This is a genomic window from Fibrobacter sp. UBA2449, assembly GCF_002342555.1.
In the GTDB taxonomy this organism is placed as follows: Bacteria; Fibrobacterota; Fibrobacteria; order Fibrobacterales; family Fibrobacteraceae; genus Fibrobacter.
In genome coordinates this window covers 42,230-63,319 of record NZ_DDQF01000022.1, presented here as the reverse complement: position 1 = coordinate 63,319, position 21,090 = coordinate 42,230, and the positions used below count along the sequence as shown (strand labels likewise).

The 21,090-nt window shown below is 53.5% G+C and carries 18 protein-coding genes; 11 read left to right on the top strand and 7 right to left on the bottom strand.

Going from position 1 to position 21,090, the window contains the following annotated elements:
- Positions 1-15: 15 nt before the first annotated feature.
- From B4B27_RS14525 to B4B27_RS14510, 4 genes are all read right to left on the bottom strand, one after another.
- Positions 16-252: a DUF2442 domain-containing protein gene (locus B4B27_RS14525; protein ID WP_290727418.1), complete on the bottom strand. Its 237-nt coding sequence runs from the start codon at positions 250-252 to the stop codon at positions 16-18.
- Between the two features lie 3 nt (positions 253-255).
- Positions 256-516, bottom strand: coding sequence for a DUF4160 domain-containing protein (locus tag B4B27_RS14520; RefSeq protein WP_173555229.1), 261 nt, complete (start codon positions 514-516; stop codon positions 256-258).
- Positions 517-648: 132 nt separating this feature from the next.
- Positions 649-1,791, bottom strand: coding sequence for an LEPR-XLL domain-containing protein (locus tag B4B27_RS14515; RefSeq protein ID WP_290727414.1), 1,143 nt, complete (start codon positions 1,789-1,791; stop codon positions 649-651).
- A 115-nt stretch (positions 1,792-1,906) separates the two neighbouring features.
- A complete protein-coding gene (locus tag B4B27_RS14510) occupies positions 1,907-3,040 on the bottom strand; it encodes an FISUMP domain-containing protein (RefSeq protein ID WP_290727412.1) in 1,134 nt (377 codons plus the stop codon).
- 374 nt (positions 3,041-3,414) lie between these two features.
- Between B4B27_RS14510 and B4B27_RS14505 the strand changes: the two genes are divergently transcribed.
- A complete protein-coding gene (locus B4B27_RS14505; RefSeq protein WP_173319773.1) occupies positions 3,415-4,398 on the top strand; it encodes a diaminopimelate dehydrogenase in 984 nt (327 codons plus the stop codon).
- A 183-nt stretch (positions 4,399-4,581) separates the two neighbouring features.
- Here B4B27_RS14505 and B4B27_RS14500 read toward each other — a convergent pair whose 3' ends face one another.
- On the bottom strand, positions 4,582-5,649 hold the full coding sequence (locus tag B4B27_RS14500; protein ID WP_290727409.1) for a CapA family protein: 1,068 nt from the start codon (positions 5,647-5,649) through the stop codon (positions 4,582-4,584).
- Between the two features lie 10 nt (positions 5,650-5,659).
- Positions 5,660-6,988: a chromosomal replication initiator protein DnaA gene (gene dnaA / locus B4B27_RS14495; protein WP_290727407.1), complete on the bottom strand. Its 1,329-nt coding sequence runs from the start codon at positions 6,986-6,988 to the stop codon at positions 5,660-5,662.
- 198 nt (positions 6,989-7,186) lie between these two features.
- Here dnaA and B4B27_RS14490 point away from each other — a divergent pair, with 198 nt between their 5' ends.
- Positions 7,187-8,599, top strand: a complete 1,413-nt coding sequence (locus B4B27_RS14490) for a glycine--tRNA ligase (RefSeq protein WP_088658392.1) — start codon at positions 7,187-7,189, stop codon at positions 8,597-8,599.
- Positions 8,600-8,686: 87 nt separating this feature from the next.
- Here B4B27_RS14490 and metK read toward each other — a convergent pair whose 3' ends face one another.
- Positions 8,687-9,877: a methionine adenosyltransferase gene (metK, locus tag B4B27_RS14485; protein WP_290727403.1), complete on the bottom strand. Its 1,191-nt coding sequence runs from the start codon at positions 9,875-9,877 to the stop codon at positions 8,687-8,689.
- Between the two features lie 183 nt (positions 9,878-10,060).
- On the opposite strand from metK, the gene B4B27_RS14480 reads away from it, so the two are divergent.
- The 9 genes from B4B27_RS14480 to B4B27_RS14440 all read left to right on the top strand — a co-directional run bounded on the left by B4B27_RS14480 (position 10,061) and on the right by B4B27_RS14440 (position 21,057).
- Positions 10,061-10,822 carry a Nif3-like dinuclear metal center hexameric protein gene (locus B4B27_RS14480; protein WP_290727400.1) on the top strand — a complete coding sequence of 254 codons (762 nt, stop codon included), beginning with the start codon at positions 10,061-10,063 and terminating at the stop codon, positions 10,820-10,822.
- Between the two features lie 212 nt (positions 10,823-11,034).
- On the top strand, positions 11,035-15,342 hold the full coding sequence (locus B4B27_RS14475; RefSeq protein ID WP_290727399.1) for an InlB B-repeat-containing protein: 4,308 nt from the start codon (positions 11,035-11,037) through the stop codon (positions 15,340-15,342).
- Positions 15,343-15,478: 136 nt separating this feature from the next.
- Complete coding sequence (locus B4B27_RS14470) at positions 15,479-15,619, top strand: hypothetical protein (RefSeq protein WP_173382013.1); 141 nt, start codon at positions 15,479-15,481, stop codon at positions 15,617-15,619.
- A 15-nt stretch (positions 15,620-15,634) separates the two neighbouring features.
- Entirely contained in the window at positions 15,635-16,762 is a 1,128-nt protein-coding gene (locus tag B4B27_RS14465) for a nucleotidyltransferase domain-containing protein (protein WP_290727395.1), read from the top strand.
- The gene (locus B4B27_RS14460) at positions 16,762-17,679 is read left to right on the top strand and encodes a hypothetical protein (RefSeq protein WP_290727393.1); all 918 of its coding nucleotides are present in this window, start codon (positions 16,762-16,764) and stop codon (positions 17,677-17,679) included. Before B4B27_RS14465 ends, B4B27_RS14460 begins: the two co-directional genes overlap by 1 nt.
- On the top strand, positions 17,676-18,134 hold the full coding sequence (locus B4B27_RS14455) for a S24/S26 family peptidase (RefSeq protein WP_290727391.1): 459 nt from the start codon (positions 17,676-17,678) through the stop codon (positions 18,132-18,134). The genes B4B27_RS14460 and B4B27_RS14455 overlap by 4 nt, the downstream gene beginning before the upstream one ends.
- 12 nt (positions 18,135-18,146) lie before the next feature.
- Complete coding sequence (locus B4B27_RS14450; RefSeq protein ID WP_290727389.1) at positions 18,147-18,416, top strand: PqqD family protein; 270 nt, start codon at positions 18,147-18,149, stop codon at positions 18,414-18,416.
- Positions 18,413-20,029, top strand: coding sequence for an ABC transporter ATP-binding protein (locus B4B27_RS14445; protein ID WP_290727387.1), 1,617 nt, complete (start codon positions 18,413-18,415; stop codon positions 20,027-20,029). Before B4B27_RS14450 ends, B4B27_RS14445 begins: the two co-directional genes overlap by 4 nt.
- A 107-nt stretch (positions 20,030-20,136) precedes the next feature.
- On the top strand, positions 20,137-21,057 hold the full coding sequence (locus B4B27_RS14440) for a M23 family metallopeptidase (RefSeq protein ID WP_173364886.1): 921 nt from the start codon (positions 20,137-20,139) through the stop codon (positions 21,055-21,057).
- Positions 21,058-21,090: the final 33 nt, after the last annotated feature.

Sequence of the window (21,090 nt, the reverse complement as noted above, 5' to 3'; positions counted from 1 at the left end):
TTTTGCTATTTTTTGTCAAAAATTAAGGCTCTTGATGAATTCCGGGGCGAAGTCGACTCCGTTTGACCATGTGATTGTGTGCGCTTGCAGCGTGAAATCCTTAAAGGTATTGATGTCTGCAAGTTGTTGCACGATCGGGCGGTGGTCCGACTTGATGACACTTTCAAAATCGGCGACGAAACAGCATCCGTCGTTGAATTCGACGGATATCTTGTAATCGCCAATATATTTTGCGTCAATCACGTGAAGCATAGTCTAGACCAGTGGATCGATTTTCTTGTATTCTCCGGTGTTTGTCAAAGAATTCCAATTATCTAGCAAATCCTGCTTATGAAGAGTTGCCCATTCGACAACAAGACCTTTGACCCTTGCCGGAAGATTGCCTTCCAACATCTCAAATGTAGATAATTCGAAGACACCTTCCAAGTCATTATATATCGCATGGAAGTGTGGAGGCATATGATCGTTGAAGTACATTTGGATGACGATGCCCAAAAAACGGCATAATTCTGGCATTTTTTACTCCTTTCGCCTACAAGCATAAAAAGGCGAGGTTTGTGGTTTAGTGTCTGCGAACAAATATACTTTAATTGCCATGTCAGATTATGACAAAAATGGACTTTTTCGGGGTGCTTGGGCGCGGGGTGGTCAAGGAAACGGGTGCCCTTCCTGGACAAAAGACAATTCGGACACCCCAGAAGGAAGATCACCTATGTTATTATTAAGGGCCGATACCAAGTCTTCTATCTTTACTGATTCAACAGCCTTGAGCACCGTTCCCAAGGAGAAGTCCTTGTTCAGCTTGAACTCGGGAACCTGGACATCGAGTTCCCCGTCTATGGTAGACACCTTCAAGATACCGTCACCAGCCACAAAGAACGGGAGATTTCCAGTTTCTTCCACCTTGAATTCCAGGTCCACATTCTTGGTCACACCTTCGTCAGGCGTGTAACTGAGACTCAAGTCCGGACTAGGTTCGTCGGCAGATTCGACCTCAGAAACAGAAAGGTTCATGAACTTGGCGCTGGCACCGGGAATATCTACAGAAACTTCGAGTTTTCCCACTTGCGAGGCCGTGATTTCGAAATCATCGTCGCTATCGAAGAACGTGCCGCTGCCATCCTTGTCCAATTCAACAGAAACAGAAGCCTGGGCAGCTGCAGAAAGATTGGCAGAGCCGTCCACAGACACCTTGCCCCAGGAACCGAGATCGACGCCGAGGTTTTCAAGAGACTTTGTCTCGGAAAGGTCAATGCCGACAGTGAGTTTGGAACCTTCCGCAGAGAACGTGAGTCCCCTGTACGCTTCGCCCTGTTCGCTTTCAAGGAAATTCTTCACATAGGTATCCACAAGCTTCGTAAGGCTAAGCTTGGTGATAGGTTCAACCCCTTGTTCAAGGCTGGCATTCGCCTGCTCGATAGCAGTGCGGGCCATATCCAAGGACTGAGTAAGCACGTCATTTACTTTGTCCGCAATAGTCGTTTTCAGGGTGTCTACACTTTCGCCAAACATTGTGGTAAAGGAGCCGACAGATTCCGCAAGACCAAGTTTAGAAGCCTCGAAACCTTCAATGGAATTGACAGCAGCAGACACCTGTTCGCCCATATTCCCAGAGATAGATTCAATCTGTTCCGCATAATCATTCAAGTGCTCTACATCAAATCCAGGATCGGCATCCATCATCAAGCGAGGCTCGAGAGATTCGATCTTGTAATTGTTGCGGGTGGACTTTTTAGCCTTGGAAGCAGACTTATTGGTGTTCTTGTTGTTGGACTTGACGTTCTTGGACATGATTTTCGCCTTTTTAGTTAAAACTTTTTGTGTGGAATTTGAAAAAAATTCCATTTGGGATATACAAAGTACAGCGCACTTCCAGGTGCGCTGTACTTTGTGTCAAAATTTGTGATTATTCAACCTTCACGCAACGGACGGAGAAGCCATATGTTTTTAAATCCCCATCATCTGGTTGCGGAGCTCGCTCATTTGAGCCAGATACATAGCCACCCGTTGCGTATACAGTCACATCGAAACTATGCTCTTGCGGGTAAAACCAGAAAGCAACCTTTTTAAGAGATTTAAACACACCTCCCTCAGGGTCCCTTAATCCAGCGCCAACTAGGGAGAACCCGCTGTAGTTCGTTCCACTGAAACCATATGTGGAGCGCATTCCCTTGACTCCATCATCGTTGCCATCCGCATTTATGATGATGACATAGTCGTTAAAATTAAACAGCCTCCAGCCATCGGGGCAGATTCCCTGGTGATTCGGCTGAATCAAATCGGCACAGCTTTCGGTATTGCAACGGCTCGGCAGTTGCATCATTTCGGCCCACTGGTAGAGGCCGCCGAACTCGTCGCACTTGGTGGTATCGTTGTTGTAGCAATAGCGCTCTATCTTGGTGTCGTCATTCTGATCTTGGCTGCCGGGCACATCGATACCGATATTCAGGTTCTCAGCCATTACTGTCACAGAAGCTATTTTATGCACGGTATCTGTACCAGTTATCGTTATGTAGTAATAACTGCGGCCATTACGCGGATCCCTGAATGTCTTATACCCATCTTCATCAAATTTTTGGTATCCAAGAGTTTTTGAATGATCAAAAGGAACATAAATACTGCTACTCGACGCAACATCCTTACTGGAAGACGAAACAACAGAACTACTAGATTTTACACTCGATGACGACGATTTGACGGAACTACTACTAGAGGCTATACTCGAAGAAGATTGTTTTACAGAGCTACTGCTAGAAGACTCTTGCTTTTCGCTCGAACTAGAGACAACCTTATTACTAGACGAACTTTTTATTTTTTCGCTTGACGACGATTTATCATTTTCTCTACTAGACGATGATTTTTCAGAACTGCTGCAGGATCCTTCGTGGCTATCGCCACTCAGGATGACGCTAGATGAAGATTCGTCGCAGTCCTCGCAGACGCTCGACGAGGAATCTTCCCCCGGCCGCACGAAACTGCTCTCGTCGTCATCACAGGCGGCAAGCGCAAGCGTCAATGCAAGAGCAAACACAAGACGCACAGATCCTCGCCTGCACGAGGATGACTGCAGAAATGCGGTTACCACATGACCAAATGGTGCTTTTCTAATGATAGACATACTCTTCGTTCCTTCTATCCAAAAAATAGTAAAAATTTTGAACAAATTCCTCCGTGTCTACGCATTCCGGGGGGTGCCGCGCCCGCTCGAGAGGGTGGCGGCCCTTCGGCAGGCACTTCGGCAAGCTCAGTGTGCCACTCAGTAACCTTTGTCACGGAGACTGACGATGGAAGCCAGGGGGAGGCGTCCCCCTTTACTCCCTATAATTTTTACATGAAATTCACTGCCTACTGCCTACTGCCTACTGCCTACTTTCCTATATTTTCTACGCAAAAATTTTTAACAAGGATATTGTTATGGCAAAGATTGCTATTCTCGGTTACGGTAACCTGGGCCGCGGTGTGGAATGCGCCGTGAAGCAGGCTCCGGATATGGAACTGGTCGCCGTGTTTACCCGTCGCGACCCCTCCACGGTCAAGATCCAGACGGCTGGCGTTCCGGTGCTGAACGTCTCTGAAATGGAAGCCTGGAAAGGCAAGGTGGACCTGCTCATCATCTGTGGCGGCTCCGCTACGGACCTGCCGGTGCTCACCCCGAAGTACGCCGCCATGTTCAATGTGATCGACTCCTTCGACACGCACGCCAAGATTCCGCAGCACTTCGCTGCCGTTGACGCTGCCGCCAAGTCTGCCGGCAACATTGCGATGATTTCTGTGGGTTGGGACCCGGGCATGTTCAGCCTGAACCGTGTTTATGCCCAGTCCATCCTCCCGGAAGGCAAGGACTACACGTTCTGGGGCAAGGGCGTTAGCCAGGGCCACAGCGACGCTGTCCGCCGCATCAAGGGCGTGAAGAACGCGAAGCAGTACACCTGCCCGGTGGAAGCCGCTCTCGAAGCCGTGCGTAGCGGTTCCATGCCGGAACTCACCACCCGCCAGAAGCACACGCGCCTGGTTTACGTGGTTGCCGAAGAAGGTGCCGACAAGGCCTATATCGAAAACGCCATCAAGACGATGCCGAACTACTTCGACGAATACGACACGACCGTCAACTTCATCAGCGAAGAAGAATTCAACAAGAACCACAGCGGCCTCGCTCACGGCGGTTTCGTGATTCGTACCGGCAAGACCGGCATGAACAAGGAACACACCCACGTGATCGAATACAGCCTGAAGCTCGATTCCAACCCGGAATTCACGACGAGCGTCCTCGTGGCTTACGCCCGTGCCGCTCTCCGCATGAAGGCTAACGGCCAGACCGGTTGCAAGACCGTTCTCGACGTGCCGCCTGCATACCTCAGCACGCTCAGCGACGAAGACCTCCGCGCTCACTGCCTGTAATCGATTTAGATCCCCACCTTGGTGGCCATGCGCACTAAGCACTAAAGTGCTAAGTGCTGTCCGCCTGCCTGCGCGGGGATGACAACCGTGAAAATCGGTGACGACAATCGTAAAAAATTGCCTCGGACTTTGGTCCGGGGCTTTTTGTATAGGCGTGTCGCGCTTTGCTATTGCTAACCGCGGCTACTTGAGCGTTATCTTTCCGTCGTCGGCAATCTGGATGGGGGATTCGGGAATGTCCTGTTCGGTGAGTTCCTTCATGAGCTTGATGCAGGCGCCCTTGTCGTCGCGGTTGGGCTTGCGATCTCCGTTGTTGCCCTTCTGGATGAACGAGTAGATTTGTCCTTCCTTGAAGTCGCCGGTCTTCTTGTCGATGGTAATCTTCACGATGGGGGCGTATCCCGTGACGCCCTGGATGTTTACGCTGGTGGAGGTCGCGAAGTTCCCGAGGCTGTAGGCGATGAACTTGCCCTTGTAGAGGTCGATGGCGCGAGGCACGTGCGGGCCGTGGCCGAATACGATGTCTGCTCCGGCATCGATGGCGAGGCGCGCGAACTGGTAGGGGTTGCCGCGGTTGTCGCCCAGGAATGTTTCCGATTCGCGGGTAATATGCGTGTACTTGGAACCTTCGGCTCCGATATGCATCGTGGCGATGACGATGTCGGAGGAGTCGCGCAGGAGGGCGATGGTCTTCTTCGCCTTTTCTGTATCGAATACGGTGAGGGTGCCGCTGCTCACGGAGAACGAGGCGAAGCCGTAGCGCACGCCGTTCAGTTCAAGGATCTTGTATTCGCAGCTCTTCTCGAATCCTGCATAGGCGAGCTTCGCTTCGTCGAGGGCGCGCTGCGTGCAGATTCTGCCATCGCTGCCGAAGTCGCCGGAATGGTTGTTCGAGACGCTGACGTAGTCGAATCCCGCGTCGAGCAGGTGGCGCGTGTAGTTCTCGGGGGAGCGGAAGCAGTAGCAGTTGCCGGACTTCTTGGTGGAGCGGCAGCAGGGCTTCGGGAGCCCGCCCTTGTTCATGAGCACGCCTTCGAGGTTTCCCGTGGTGAGGTCGGCATCCCTCAGGATGTCCTTCACTTCGGAGAACACGAGCTCGCCGTCCTGCTTGGGGAGTACGGGTTTTTCTTCGGGGAAGTTGAGGCCCATCATGATGTCGCCGACGCCGATGACGGTAAGCGTTTCGGGTTCGGCAAAAGCTGCCATTGCGCTCATCGCAAGGCAGATTCCGGTGGCTTTGAATAAATTCATCTTGATTCCGTTAGTCGTGGATGGAATTCTTGAGGCCTTCGATGAGGCGTGCGAAAGCGGCGTCCGTCTCCATCTCCTTCTTCACGCTCTTGATGGCGTGGACGACGGTGGAGTGGTCCTTGCCGCCGAAGCGCGAACCTATGCTCTGGAGGCTGATGGAGGAACATTCGCGCATGAGGTACATCGCGACCTGGCGCGCCTTCGAGATTTCCTTGGTGCCGCGCCCGGGCTCGGTGAGCTTGGATTCGGGCACCTCGTAATGCTGCGAGACGGCGTGGAGCACGGCGTCGAGGCTTACTCGGCGGCGGAGCGTGGGCGCGATTTCGGCGGCCACTTTCTGCGCAATGCTCATGTCGATATCGTGGTTCATGAGGCTCGACTGCAGCGTGAGCTTGATGATGGCGCTTTCGAGGCAGCGGACGTTGCTCGCAATCTTCTCGGCGAGGAAATGCAGCACGTCGTCGCTGATTTCGAGGTGGCGTTCTTCGGCCTTCTTGTGGAGGATGGCTTCGCGTGTCTCGACGTCGGGCGGCTGGATGTCCACGGTGAGGCCCCAGGCGAAGCGGCTCACGAGGCGGTCGGAGAGGTTCTTCACTTCGCCCGCCGGCGCGTCGGAGGTAAGTACGATTTGTTTGCCCGCCTGGTGCAGCGCGTTGAAAATCAGGAAGAACTCGTTCTGCGTCTCGTACTTGCCCGTCCAGTTCTGGATGTCGTCGATGAGGAGGATGTCGACCTCGTTGCGGTAGAAGTCGCTCATTTCGGTGACGCGGCCTTCGCGCAGGCACTTCATGTACTGCTGCGAGAAATCCTCGCTGGTGAGGTAGCAGACGCGTTTGGTCGGGTCTTCTTCGAGGATGTAGTTGCCGATGGCCTGCAGGAGGTGCGTCTTGCCGAGTCCCGATGATCCGTAGATGAACAGCGGATTGTACTGCGTGCCGTCGGGGTTTTTCGCGACGGCGATGGCCGCGTTGAATGCGAGCTGCGCCTTGTCGCCGGGCACGAAGTTCTCGAAGCGGAAGCTCCCCGAAAGCGGGACGCTCGGCTTGAGGAAGTCCTTGAAACTGTTGTCGCTAGTGGCTTGTGCGGGCTGCAGTGCGATTTCTTGCGGCTGGAACTCGAACTCCATGGGCGTGTCCAGGTGCGTCGCGTCCTTCCATCCGAGCTTGATGAGTTCTTTGTAGGCAGAGTAGACCTTGGTGTCCAGTCCGGGCGGCACGGAAATCACTGTGTGTCCGGCAGTCTGGTTCACCAGCTTTGTCTGTGCGAAATAAGTCTTGAAGACGGAATCGGAGAGCATTCCGCGCAAGTAGTTCAGGCATCTTTCCCAGTCGATCTGCATAAATATTCTATTCCTTGTCCGTGAGGGGCGGACATCATAAATCTATCAACAAGTAGGCCTATAAATCTAGTAAAAAAGAGTAAAATGTTGATAAGGTAGAGGAAAAGTCCTCAAAAAAACTATATTTGACCCCCGTCAGGGCCTATCATCCAGGTAGGTTCCTAGTCCGGCTTGATTTAGCCGATAAAGGATTACATAATGGCAAAGAAAGTTCAGGATGCCCTCAAGGACATCATCTCCCTCTGCAAGCGCCGCGGTTTCATTTTCCCCGGCTCCGAAATTTACGATGGCCTCGCCAACACTTGGGACTACGGTCCGTATGGCGTGGAACTGAAGCGCAACATCAAGAACCTCTGGTGGAAGAAGTTCGTCACCAGCCGCCAGGACGTGCTCGGTCTCGACAGTTCTATTCTCTTGAACCCCCGCGTTTGGAAGGCCTCTGGCCACGTGGGCAACTTCTCTGACCCGCTGGTCGACTGCCTCGCTTGCCACGAACGTTTCCGTGCCGACCAGCTTTTGGAAGACAAGCTCGGCGAAGGCTGCTGCGCCGGCAAGAACTTTGACGAAGTCCACCAGATGATGATGGACAACAAGATCGAATGCCCGACCTGCGGCAAGACCGACTGGACCAAGCCCCGCGCATTCAACCTGATGTTCCAGACCGAAATCGGTGTGATCGAAGGCGAAGGCAACAAGGTTTACCTCCGTCCGGAAACGGCCCAGGGCATCTTCGTCGACTTCAAGAACATTGTCGATAACGTCCGCCCGCGCATTCCGTTCGGTGTGGGCCAGATCGGTAAGTCTTTCCGTAACGAAATCACTCCGGGTAACTTCATCTTCCGTACCCGCGAATTCGAACAGATGGAACTGGAATTCTTCTGCGAACCGGGCACCGAACTTGACTGGTACAACTTCTGGCGCAAGTACTGCTTCGATTGGCTGGTGAACGACCTGGGCGTGAACAAGGAAAAGCTCCGCCTCCGCGAACATGCCAAGGAAGAACTTTCTCACTACTCCAACGGTACCACCGACATCGAATACGAATTCCCGTTCGGTTGGGGCGAACTCTGGGGTATCGCAAGCCGTACGAACTACGACTTGACGCAGCACCAGAACGAATCCAAGGTCAAGCAGGAATACATTGACCCGGTGCAGAACAAGCGTTATATTCCGTACGTGGTGGAACCGTCCCTCGGTGTGGAACGCCTGCTGTTGGTGCTTCTCTGCGACGCTTATGAAGTCGAAAAGCTCGAAAACGACGAACGTACCGTTCTCCACTTCGACCCGAAGATTGCTCCGGTGAAGGTCGCCGTTCTTCCGCTCGTGAAGAAGGGCCAGGTGAAGGCCAAGGCCGAAGAACTCTACCAGAAACTCCTCAACCGCTGGAACGTGGAATACGACGAAACGCAGTCCATCGGTAAGCGCTACCGCCGTCAGGACGAACTCGGCACGCCGTTCTGCGTGACCGTCGACTTCGACACGGTGGGCGAGGGTGAATCCGATCCGGCAAAGCTGGGCTTCGTGACCGTTCGCGAACGCGACTCCATGAAGCAGGAACTGGTGAAGATCGACGAACTCGAAGCTTACCTGTCCGCCAAGCTCGGTTGTTAATAGCGTTTGTCCGTAACGGATAAATGAAAAGAGCGCTCCCGGTTCGGGAGCGCTCTTTCGTATGTCGTTTTCTGCGGCTTCGCAGGATTAGATCTTCGCGGCCTTCTTGAGTGCTGCGGCCTTGTCTGTCTTTTCCCACGTGAAGCGCTTGCCGGTGCGGCCGAAGTGGCCGAGGGCGGCTGTCGCTACGTAGCCGGGCTTCCTCAGGTCGAGCATCTTCTCGATGCCTGCCGGGGAGAGGTCGAAGTTCTTCGCGACGATTTCTTCAATTTTGCGGTCGTCGATCTTGCCGGTACCGAAGGTGTTCACCAGCACGGACACGGGCTTGCTGTAGCCGATGGCGTAGGCGAGCTGGACTTCGCAACGGTAGGCGAGGCCTGCAGCCACGATGTTCTTGGCTACGTAGCGGGCAGCGTATGCTGCACTGCGGTCGACCTTGGAGGGGTCCTTGCCGCTGAACGCGCCACCGCCATGACGGCCCATGCCGCCGTAGGTGTCCACGATAATCTTGCGCCCGGTGAGGCCGCAGTCGCCGTGCGGGCCGCCGACAACGAACTTGCCGGTCGGGTTCACGAGGTAGCGGGTCTTCTTGTCGAGGAGCTTGGCCGGGATGACCTTCTTGATGAGCTTCTCGATGATTTCCTTTTCGATCACGGCGTGCTTGAGTTCCTTGCCGTTCACGAATTCATCGTGCTGGGTAGAAATCACGACGGTGTCCACGCGTACGGGCTTGTCGTTCTCGTCGTATTCCACAGTCACCTGCGACTTGGCGTCCGGGCGCAGCCACTTGATCTTGCCCTGTTCGCGGAGTTCCTGGATCTTTTCCATGAGCTTGTGGGCGAGGCTGATCGGGAGCGGCATCAGTTCCGGCGTCTCGTTCACGGCGTAGCCGAACATCATGCCCTGGTCACCGGCACCCTGCTTGTCGTCCTTCTTGCCGTCGGCGGCCTTGGCATCCACGCCCTGGGCGATGTCGGGGGACTGCTTGTCCATCGCGACGAGCACGGCGCAGCCCTTGTAGTCGAACTGCAGGTCGGGGTTCACGTAGCCGATATTCTTGATGGTGTTGCGGGCGACTTCCTGGAAATCGACGTTCGCCTTGGTGGTGATTTCGCCGGAAATCACGACGAGGCCCGTGTTCACGAGCGTCTCGCAGGCCACGCGGCTCTTCGGGTCCTGTGCGAGGCAGGCGTCGAGGATGGAATCGGAAATCTGGTCGGCAACCTTGTCCGGGTGTCCCTTGGACACGGATTCAGAGGTAAATAGGTAGTGTGCCATTGCTGGGCTCCTTTGTTAACAGCACCGAAAAGAAAGTCGCATTTTTGAGCTTCCCCAAGCGCTGAAAAAACGTTTTTTGGTTTTCTATGCATAAATGTACAAAAACGCATAAGGTTTGACAACTCCGGACGGGCGGGTGAGGTTCGGTTCGGTCATTTTTCTCTTTTTTGCTATTTTCTGGGTATGAACATATCTGATTTTTCCGGCTGGCTGAACGACCTTCTTGAACCGCACGCGTTCAAGGACTACTGTGTGGATGGCCTCTGCGTGGAGGCGTCCGACAAGGTGACCAAAATCGTGACGGGAGTATCCTTCCGTGACAGGCTTATCGATGCGGCAATCGAGGAACATGCGGATTGCATTATTGTCCACCACCCGAACGGGTTCTGGCAGGGCGAGAACCGCGTGCTCGTGGGCAAGTTCGGCGAGCGCATGCGCCGCCTGATGCAGAACGGCATCTCGCTTTACGGCTACCACCTGCCGCTCGACGGCCACATGGAAATCGGGAACAACGTGCTTATAGCCCGTGCGCTCGGCCTCGAGAAGCTCGAAGGGTTTATGCGCGAGGGCGAACGTACCGTGGGCGTCGTGGGGGAGTTTGCCGAGCCTGTTTCCCGCGAGGGCTTTGTGGACCTTGCCTGCGGAGTTTTCGAGCATGGGGTGCAGCACAGCCTCCTGTACGGTAGCGAGACTGTTCGGAAGGTAGCCATCTGCAGCGGTTCGGGCGCAAGCGGCATCGAGGAAGCCATCTCGCTCGGTTGCGACGCATTTATCACCGGCGAAATCAAGGAGGCTGTGCCTATCGCCGTCGAGGAACTCGGGTTCAACCTGGTTTCTGCGGGCCACCACCGCACCGAGATTTTCGGCGTCCGGGCGCTTGCGAAGAAGGTCGAAAAGGAACTCGGGATACCCGCCCGTTTTGTCGACATAGACAACGAAATCTAGCGGGTCCGCCCCCCAAAAAAAGAGGGAATGTGAATTCCGACCGGGCAGGTAGGGAATTTGACCTAAATCACATGTCTGGCAAGGGATTGGACCGTAAAAAGGCTTTTGCGCGTGATGATTCTCACACGCCTTCTTTTTGATGCTGTTATTTTTCTTAAAATTATTATATCTTTACAAATATTTGCTAAATTTGAGCAAAAATGGAGGTTTATATGCCTTTTGTAAATAAATTTAAAATTTTAGTTTGTACGGCCTGCCTGATGCTCGTTGGGCAGGGGTTTGCGGCTAATTGCGCTGCAGACTATGCTCCACCTGAAAATCCGGTTTGGGATGGAACTTCTACCGAAGAACCATGTACGATAGGTGGGTACTACATCATTGACAATGCGGCGAAATTGGCTTGGTATGCTGCTTATGGTTCCGACAATAAAGGAAATTTTACTAGGGGCAATGCCAAATTGACTGCCGATATTGATTTGGGCGGTAAACTTTGGACTCCGATTGCTGCTGGTAAGGGGGGGGGCACTGAATACACTAAAATTTTTGATGGCAACGGCCACGTAATTTATGATCTTTACATTAAAGCGTCAGAACTTGCTCAGATAAAAGGAGAGTATGCTCAAAATCTAGGCTTTGTTGGTGTGCTTGGTGGCGGCACGATAAAGAATTTGATTCTTGAGAATGTCAATATACAGGCAGCTACTAATGCGGGTTCCGTTAATGGCTTGACTACAGATAACCAGATTTCTGTAGGTGCAGTTGTCGGTTGGATGAGTGAAAAAGGTTCAAGTAGAGTTGATACTTGTATGGCTTCGGGAACAATTAAGACAACGGGTAATGGTCAGGGCGTTGGCGGTATTGTTGGTAATGCCAAGAAGGGAACCATATCAAATTGTTTGAGTCTTGTTGAAATTCATACAAGTGGTAGTGATTCTTACGTTGGTGGCGTTATCGGTATTACAAAGACTGATGTTACTGTTTCTTCGTGTGTGTATGCTGGCCCTGGTCTCACAAATACGGGGGCAGAGGGGTTGACTGGTGGAATAGCAGGGAATGTCTTTACAGGAAAATTGACTACAAATAATAATTATTTTGAAGGAACAGGCATTAATGGGGTTGGAGGAACAATTTGTAAAAGTAAGAAAGGCGAATGTACTCAACAGAATGCTACAAGTGCAGCCAACTCAATAGCGAATGCTGACGCGCAAAATGTCAATGAAACCAATGCTGATAACGTTGCTTGCGCTTTGAATGGCACAAACGGGGATGGTTCCTGTAAAGAAGAACCTTGGTCCGTAGGTCAAACAGGACTTTCCTTGAACGGTTACGGTGCCGACGGCTACAAGATTATTTTCAATGCAAATGGTGGTGCTTTTGCCGGTTCTGCAGTAACCAAGAATATTTACTTGGCAAGCGGAATGGCGATTACCGATAACGAAGTCGGCAAGCCGTCACGAAATGGATTCTCTTTTGAAGGTTGGGCTGCAACTGCCGATGCTAATGAATCACTCCAAAATTTGGGGACTGTTTCCAAATCTGCAAAATTCTATGCCGTTTGGGCTCTTCTCGACACAATTAAATTTAATGTTGCTCCTGGCTCCTTCTCTGATGGTGATGTTGAAAAAACGAAACTGGTAGCAAAAGGAGAAATCATTACAGTTGAAGGTCTTGGAGATTTGCCGGCGGCTCGCTGCAAAACGTATGCGTCGGAAAATGAATGCAAAACGTGGTCTTATTTTACCGGTTGGGCTCTGACTGAAGGTGGGAGCGAAAGCGACACAGTTTCCTTGGATACCGTTATTGCTGAACAAGGGAAGATTCTATATGCTGTATGGACCGACGTTGAAACATATACGGTGACTTACAATGCCAATCATCATGGTAGAACAACGGTGGATTATGTTCGTGTCGGCGATGGTGAATCTGTTGAGGAACCTGACGAACCTATAGCAGACGATGGCTATGAATTTGTCGGATGGTTTACTGATGAAGCAGGAAATAGCTCATACTCATTTAGTGCTGAAATCCATGAAAACATAATCTTGTATGCAAAATGGAGCCTCAAACATTTCGATATTACCTATGTAATGAATAATGTTGGGAGCAAGGGAGAAAATCCTGATAAGTATACCATTGATACGGCATTTGTGCTGAAGGCGCCGGCCGATGTTGAAGGCTATGTGTTTGAGGGCTGGTTCTATGATGCTAGTTTCACCAACAAGGCAACCCAGGTAATCCAGGGAACGACGGGCGACAAGACCTTCTATGCCAAGTGGTCCAAGAAACAGTACAGGATTATGTATCTGGCTGACAACAGTTCCCAGGGTGCTATTACGGACCAGTTCAAGGAACATGGATTACCCATTACGCTTGCATCTGCAGGTCACTTCAACCGCAAGGGATATGCTCAGACTGGTTGGGCGACGGTTGCGAACGGAGAAAAGGTGTATGAATTTGGTGCAAACTATGAAGAAAATGCTGCATTGACTCTGTACCCGTCGTGGAGCGATCCAATCGTATACACGATTACTTATGTGTGTGAAGGATGTGTCAATGACCCTAAGAATCCAGAAACGTATACGGTTCTTACTAGTACGGGAATTAAGTATGCTTCTTCTGCACCTGAAGGCTATAGGTTTGCGGGATGGTTTAGTGACAAACAGTTTACTAAGAAAGTGACGAAAATAGAATCTGGGACGATTGGAAATTTGACATTGTATGCCAAGTTGAACAAGATATACAAGATCACTTATGTAGGAACGGATAAACCTTATTGTGATACTTTGTATACTGTTGATGATGCTATTACATTAAGGAATCCTGCAGATAGCGCTGGTTACACCTTCGGCGGCTGGTTTACTAACGCAAACTTCGAAGGCGATGTCGTGACAGGTATTGTCAAGGGCTCTACGGGCGATACGACCTTCTACGCTAAGTGGATTCCGGTTCCGTACACGATTGCATACAATATAGATGGCGAACCCGCAGAACTGACGCCGAATACATACACGGCTGCAGAGGCAACAGAACTTGCTGCTCCGACTAGGGATGGCTATGAATTCGATGGCTGGTATAATAATGCCGAATTCAATGGTGACAAGGTCGCTTCGATTGCTGCTGGCACAACTGGTGATACGACCTTCTTTGCGAAGTGGGCTGCGGTGGAATACACTGCTACGTATGATGTGAATGGCGGATCGATGGATGGCGATGTTTCCTTCACGTTCACGATTGAATCGGGCGAGCTTACGCTTGCTACTCCGAATGCTCGTGAAGGGTTCACGTTTGACGGCTGGCTTGATAGCAAGACTGGCTCTGTGCTGACAGGAACATTCCCGGCGAATTCCTTCGGTGAAAGGACGCTCATTGCTCAGTGGACTCCTGTTCTGTCGACGATTACAGTCACTGCAAAATCGCAAGTGTTCGAATATGATGGCAAAGCACATAGTGCAGAATGTGAAGTCACAACCGAGAATCCATGGGGATATACACTTACGGCAACTTCTGCTGAACAAGTAACTGATGTCAAGGATGGGGAAGTGTCTGCATCCTGTAATGTAGTCATTATGGATGGTGATGATGACATTACGGATTTGTTTGATGGATTCATTGAATATGTTCCTGGAACAATCTCTGTCAAGGCTAAGGTCGTGAACTATGGTGGCATTGCTGTCACTACCGATGAAGATGGAACAACTGCGGAAATTGATGATGAAGCTAAACTGCAAATCGATATTCCGAGCGATGTTACTGTTGATCATGTAACATTTAACCGCAACTTCCCGCTGGTTAAGTATTCGACAGTTGTGCTGCCGTTCTCTATAGATACGAATAAGGTTCATGGCGCTGACTTTTATAGTGTTAGTATGCTAAAACAGAACGGCAAATGGGTTGCTGGCGCTAGCGAGGTGAAAACATCTCAGTTGATTGCTAATACGCCATACCTTCTCTTTGCAAGGGAGGCAAATCTCACATTTGACGGCCCTGTAACATTCAATACGAGCGAGATGCATGATTCCACTACAATACATGAAGCGGAAGGTTGTTCGTGGACATTCAAGGGAACGTATACAAAACATGTTTGGGGAGAAGGTGACCCTGAATTGGGAAAGGTCTACGCCTTCTCTGCACATGATGTCTCTGATGATATAAAGATTGGCAAATTTACGAAGTTTGGTAAGGATGCTTGGATTCGTCCTATGCGTGCCTACCTGATTTACGAATCGCTACCTTCTTCTGATCCGGAACCTAACCATGCACCTGCTCCTATGTCTGCAAGTGCCTTTAAATCGATGTCCTCTATGGCTTCTATAGAGAATTCTGATGTGCCGGAATGGATAGATGTTGTTATTATTGGTAACGAAGATGAACAGACAACTCCTATCGCTCGACTGAACACTCAAACAGGTGAGGTCAAGATGATGAATGGCTGGTTTGACATGAAGGGACGCAAACTGAATGGCAAGCCCACAGTAAAGGGAATCTATTACAATAACGGTAAAAGAGTCATTGTAAAATGAAACAGCAAGAAAAAAAGAAATACTATTCGCCTAAGGTGAAGGTTGTCGAGTTGGCACCACGCTCTCACCTTTTGTGCGATAGTCCTCCATGTCAAGATGAAATTGAGGTCATAAAAATTTAATCAAAGAGAAAAAAATGAAAAAAGAAAAGAAAGAATACATTGCTCCTAAAATGGAGTCGGTTGAACTGAAACATCAAGCAAGCCTTCTTGATTGTTCTGGTTCTGGCTGTGAAGCGGGATCCCTTTTCCCCCACGAACAGGATCGTATAGCTTAATCATTGCCGAACGGTTTGGACGAATGTTTCTTTGATCTCCTGCGGGTTGCTCTCGGCGAACCGCGGGAGTTCTCGCATGTCCTGACCGCACAAGACTGGACCAGGCTCTACGGTATGGCGACCCAGCAGTCTCTTCTGGGGGTCGCATACGCCGGTGTCTGCAAGTTGCCGAAGGACAGACAACCGCCGTTCGACGTCGTATTCCAGTGGGCGAGCGAGGCGGAGACCGTCAGGGGGCAAAACAAGCTCATCAATCGCGAGGCGGCGCGGCTTACCCGGCTGTTCGAGGCGGAGGGCCGCAAGAGCGCCATCCTCAAGGGGCCTGCGAACGCGCGCCTCTATCCCGATACGTTCATGCGCCAGTGTGGCGATATCGACATCTGGGTCGAGGGGGGCCGCGAAAGCGTCGATGCCCTGCTCCGTCGCATGGGGCTGTTGTCCGAAACGGGCGAGGACGACGATGTCGCCACGCGCGTCAATAATATGGCATCGAGCCACCATCTTCACCTGCCGCGGACTGCGGACGGGATAACGGTCGAGGTCCACTACAAGCCGTCGTCGGGCAACCGTAACCCGTTCAGCAACGCGCGTCTCATGCGTTTCCTGGATGCCGAGATTGCCAAATCGGAACCGGTTCCCGAAGGGTTCAACGTGCCGCCGATGAAGTTCGCGCTCGCGATGCAGCTTTCGCATATCCAGCGGCATTTTATCGCGGGCGGCATCGGGATGCGGCAGATCATGGACTACTACGTGCTGCTTTCGCAGGCGACCGAGGCTGATCGCGCCGAATTCTCCGCGAAACTTCGCAAGTTTGGGTTCTATCATACGGCCGGAGCCCTGATGTGGCTTCTGGAGCGCGTGTTCGGGCTCGACCGTTCGAAGATGCTCTGCAGGCCGGATCCCGGGCGTGGTGCCTGGATGCTGGACGTTGTCATGAAGGGCGGCAACTTCGGGCGCTATGCGGGCAAGCGCAACAGGGGTACCGTCATGCGCTGGCTCGTGAACCGCAAGAATTCGCTTCGCATGTTCCCCTTCGACGCGGCGGAGACCTTCTGGGCCGAGGTCGGCTATTGGAAGCTTTTCCTCCGCACGATTCCGCTGCGTATAAGGTTGCGCAAGCTCTCAATCAAGGAGTTTTTCTGATGGCCTCGAAGTTCTTCCGCGTTGCGGGCCACTTGTTCCGTGTAGAGGCTGGGGAGGCCCTCTTCGCCCAGATGCAGAACTACGCCCCGTTCGAGGTGGCGGAGACCGCGGCCGGCAGTCCGAATGACGGATGTTCTCTTATATTTACATTGTCGGTGGCCTCTGGAATGTCTATTCCGGAGTATGACGAGGATACGCGCCAGGAAGAGGAAGGTGATGTCATCGTCTGCGGCCGTACGGCGGCGGGCGAGTCCGTGTTCGACTTCAGCCTGTTCGGGAAAAGGGCGGGCGTGCTTGTGTGTGCGCCCGGTTATAGAGAGGCAACGCTTTATTTGTGTGCTTGTGGCGATAGTCCGACGGTGCTGCACCTCTCGCGCTTTGCGCTGAACAATTCCCTGATGGTACTCTACGCGCTTGCCACGGCGAGCCTCGGGACAGCGCTTTTCCATTCTGCGGTCGTCACTTACGGCGGCCGCGGCTACATGTTCCTCGGCAAGAGCGGCACGGGAAAGAGTACGCACGCGCGTCTCTGGCTCAAGCACAACGCGGGTTCGGATCTCCTGAACGACGACAACCCGGTGGTGCGTATCTTTGAATCGCCGGACGGCTCCAAGGACGTCCGGGTCTACGGCTCGCCGTGGAGCGGCAAAACCCCATGCTACAGGAACGAGGAGGCCGAAATCGGCGGTATCGTGCTCCTGGAACAGGCTCCTTTCAACAAGATAGTGCGCCTGCGCGGCGTAGAGGCCTATGCGGCCCTCATCACGAGCATTTCGGGGGCGCGCTGGGACCGTGGCGTCGCGGACGGGCTCCATGCGACGGAGAACGGGCTTGCGATGAATGTCCCGGTTTGGTTCCTGAAGTGTCTCCCCGACGAGGAGGCGGCGAAGGTTTGCGTGGAGGCGGTCGCCAAGTGAGCGAGAGCACCTGCATAGACGACGGCGTTATCCTTTCGGAGGCGGTCCGCCTCGTGAACGAGGGTGTCGAGGTCACTTTCCCCGTGAACGGCCGTAGCATGCGTCCCTTCATCGAGGGCGGCCGCGACAGCGTGGTGCTCGTGAAGCCCGGCGAGGTGAAGAGGCTCGACGTGGTGCTTGCCCGCACGGACACTGGGCGCTTCGTGGTCCACAGGATTGTGTCTCGTGATGGCGAGCGCGTGACGCTCATGGGCGACGGCAACCTCTGCGGCCGCGAAACTTGTGGCGTAAGCGGCGTGCTTGCGAAGGTGACTCACGTGGTGCGGCCTGGCGGTAAACGGATTCCGATCGGAACAGCGCAGATGCGCATGGCCGCCAAATTGTGGGTGACGCTTTTGCCGTTCCGCAGGATTTTGCTTAAATTGTATAGGGTTTGCCACCGGATTGGCAACTAGACGGAGTTTTCTATGCGTATTAAGAAAGGTTTCGTGCTGCGCGATGTGTGCGGCGAGAAGGTTATCATGGGCGAGGGGCTCGGCGCGCTTGACTTCGGCAAGCTCCTGTGCCTGAACGAGACGGCGGCCTGGCTCTGGGAACGTGCGGTCGCGGCGGGCGACTTTACGGCCGAGGACCTCGCGAAGGCCCTTTGCGACGAGTATGACGTGGATGCCGCCCGGGCGCTTGCCGATGTCGCCGCGATTGTCGGCGAATGGCAGAAGGTGAACGTGCTCGAATGAGATACCTCGCGTGGCTGTGGAATAGTACGGGCGGATTCCGCCTGAACATTGCTATCCGCGTCTTGGCGGGTCTCGGCCGCGTGTCTCTCGGGCTTCTGATGGTCTGGCTCAGCAAGCGCTTTATCGACGAGACTATCGTTACGGGGAGCGAAACCGATATCGTCCGGATGGTGGTCTTCCTGGTGCTTACGGTGGTCGGCGGGATTGTCCTCAGGCTCCTTTTTTATTACATGACGGCGTCCGCGGTGGTCCGCAAGTCGAATGCTTTCCGGCTGGAGGCTTTCGAGGGGCTCTTTTCGCGGAGTCTCTACGGCGGCGACAAGCTCCATTCGGGCGACGTGGCCTCCAGGCTCTCGAAAGACATAGAATCCGTTTCGACGACGGCCATGGATACCTTGCCGCAGATGCTTGTGACGGGGCTCCAGCTGGTGGGTGCGTTCCTGCTGATGCGCTGGTTCGACGCCCGCCTCGCCTGGGCGCTGCTCCTGTTCACCCCCGTGGCGATCGTGCTCGGCAAGCTAGTCTCGCGCAAGTTGCGCAACATGACCCTCGAAATCCGCGACCGCGAGAGCCGCATCCAGATGCAGGTGCAGGAGGGCGTGGAATTCAATGCGGTGCTCCGGTCGCTCGAAAGCGAAGGCTGGGTGGCGGGTCGCCTCGGCAAGATGCAGGGCGAACTCGAGGCGAAGGTGCTGAAAAGGACTCGCTTTACGACGGTCTCGCGTTTCGCGCTGGGCTCCGCGTTCGGGCTCGGCTACCTTTTCGCCTTCGTGTGGGGCGCTCTCGGGCTTCGCGACGGGGCAATCACGGTCGGCATGCTGACCTCCTTTCTGCAGCTGGTGGGGCAGATCCAGGGCCCGATTCTTTCGATTCTCAACATGGTACCCCAGGTGGTGCATTCCACGGCGAGCATCGACCGACTGCAGGAACTGCGTGGTGCTCCAGCGGTTTGCGGCGAGGGCGTGACGCTCGACGGTATACCGGGAATCCGTGCGGAAGGCCTACGTTTTGGCTACGGTCACGATGGTGCTGGTGTCCTTGACGGTTTCAGCCACGATTTTCGGCCGGGTTCCAAGACGGCCATCATGGGGACGACGGGAGCGGGCAAGACGACCTTTTTCCGGCTTCTACTGGGGCTTGCGCATGTGGAAAGCGGTCGCCTGTCGCTCTATTCCGGCACGTCCGAGGTCGGAATTTCGGAAGAGACCCGTTCTAATTTCGTCTACGTGCCGCAGGGGAATACGCTCCTGAGCGGGACGGTGCGCTTCAACCTCCAGCTCGCGAACCCGGAGGCGGGGGAGGACGAAATGCGGAAGGCGCTGCACGACGCCTGTGCCGATTTTGTGCTCGACATGCCCCAGGGGCTCGACACGGAACTTGGCGAACGCGGGCTGGGCTTGAGCGAGGGCCAGGCTCAGAGGATAGCTGTCGCGCGCGGGCTCTTGCGGCCGGGGAACGTGTGGCTTTTCGACGAGGTGGGTTCCGCCCTCGACGAGGAGACCGAACGCGAACTCTTCCGCAGGCTCTTCGATGCCTATCCCGGAAAGACGATGCTTTTCGTGACTCATCGCGGGACTGTCGCCGGCCTTTGTGACGAAATTCTTACTTTTTAGGCCTTTCTGTTAAAAAAACATTACTAGATGCCCGATTTCGCCCTTTTGGGGTGATTGCGGCGGTCCTGGACTTTTCTTTTTAGGGCGTTTTTTCTATCTTCGTTCCCGTGAAATTCGTGAAGGCAAACATCCACTACCAGAATTCATCGAAGTCGCTGACTTTGCATCTGCCCGAATTCTTGTTCCGTGGTTACGGTTTTATCCGTGCCTTCGTCGTCGTCGGACTGGTGCTGCTGGTTGTCCAGCTCGGTGCGACCATCGGCTACGACCTGGTGATGAAGCATGTCATCAAGGGCCGCATGGACCTCAACAAGCAGATGGCCCAGATCGAGAACTCTATCGATTACCTGAACCAGACGTCTTCCGTGTTTTTCAAGGACGAGCAGAGGATTCATTCCAAGTTCGCGTTGACACCTCCGAACGAGGCCGAACGCGAGCTCGGCACCGGCGGCTATATCGGCCCCGATTCGCTCCTTTTGCGCGGTTCTTCTCCTGTTTTTGAGAGGATGGCGCTGCTCCGCGAAAATGCTGAACGCCTCCAGAACAAGATTGAACTCAACAACAAGTCTTTCCTTGCACTTTCCGAATATGTGGGCCAGCAGCAGTCCCGCTGGCGCTACATTCCCTCTATTGCCCCGACGCGCGGTCACGTGGGTTCCGGTTTCGGCCCCCGCATCCATCCGGTGACGGGCGAGGTGGGCAAGATGCATCAGGGGGTAGACCTTTCCAACGACCGCTGGACCCCGATCTATGCGACGGCGGACGGCATCGTCGAGCTTGCGCAGTTCAGTTCCTCTTTCGGAAACTACGTGGCGATAAACCATGGCAACGGTCTCAAGACCCGCTATGGCCACATGCAGATGTTCATTGTCAAGCCCGGGCAGTTTATCCGGCGCTACCAGACAATTGGTTATATGGGTTCCACAGGGCGCTCCACGGGCCCTCACCTCCACTACGAGGTCTGGGTCGGGGATCATCCGGTGAATCCGGTTGCCTATATTCTTCCAGGCGACTATTCGGTCGACTGATACCTTTGCCTGTTCCAGTATAGGTGGCGTCCC

What these genes read in the sequence shown, in the direction of transcription:
- B4B27_RS14525 (WP_290727418.1), bottom strand. Translation starts at nt 252, where the DNA reads ATGCTTCACGTGATTGACGCAAAATATATTGGCGATTACAAGATATCC.
- B4B27_RS14520 (WP_173555229.1), bottom strand. Translation starts at nt 516, where the DNA reads ATGCCAGAATTATGCCGTTTTTTGGGCATCGTCATCCAAATGTACTTC.
- B4B27_RS14515 (WP_290727414.1), bottom strand. Translation starts at nt 1,791, where the DNA reads ATGTCCAAGAACGTCAAGTCCAACAACAAGAACACCAATAAGTCTGCT.
- B4B27_RS14505 (WP_173319773.1), top strand. Translation starts at nt 3,415, where the DNA reads ATGGCAAAGATTGCTATTCTCGGTTACGGTAACCTGGGCCGCGGTGTG.
- B4B27_RS14500 (WP_290727409.1), bottom strand. Translation starts at nt 5,649, where the DNA reads ATGAATTTATTCAAAGCCACCGGAATCTGCCTTGCGATGAGCGCAATG.
- dnaA (WP_290727407.1), bottom strand. Translation starts at nt 6,988, where the DNA reads ATGCAGATCGACTGGGAAAGATGCCTGAACTACTTGCGCGGAATGCTC.
- B4B27_RS14490 (WP_088658392.1), top strand. Translation starts at nt 7,187, where the DNA reads ATGGCAAAGAAAGTTCAGGATGCCCTCAAGGACATCATCTCCCTCTGC.
- metK (WP_290727403.1), bottom strand. Translation starts at nt 9,877, where the DNA reads ATGGCACACTACCTATTTACCTCTGAATCCGTGTCCAAGGGACACCCG.
- B4B27_RS14480 (WP_290727400.1), top strand. Translation starts at nt 10,061, where the DNA reads ATGAACATATCTGATTTTTCCGGCTGGCTGAACGACCTTCTTGAACCG.
- B4B27_RS14475 (WP_290727399.1), top strand. Translation starts at nt 11,035, where the DNA reads ATGCCTTTTGTAAATAAATTTAAAATTTTAGTTTGTACGGCCTGCCTG.
- B4B27_RS14470 (WP_173382013.1), top strand. Translation starts at nt 15,479, where the DNA reads ATGAAAAAAGAAAAGAAAGAATACATTGCTCCTAAAATGGAGTCGGTT.
- B4B27_RS14460 (WP_290727393.1), top strand. Translation starts at nt 16,762, where the DNA reads ATGGCCTCGAAGTTCTTCCGCGTTGCGGGCCACTTGTTCCGTGTAGAG.
- B4B27_RS14450 (WP_290727389.1), top strand. Translation starts at nt 18,147, where the DNA reads ATGCGTATTAAGAAAGGTTTCGTGCTGCGCGATGTGTGCGGCGAGAAG.
- B4B27_RS14445 (WP_290727387.1), top strand. Translation starts at nt 18,413, where the DNA reads ATGAGATACCTCGCGTGGCTGTGGAATAGTACGGGCGGATTCCGCCTG.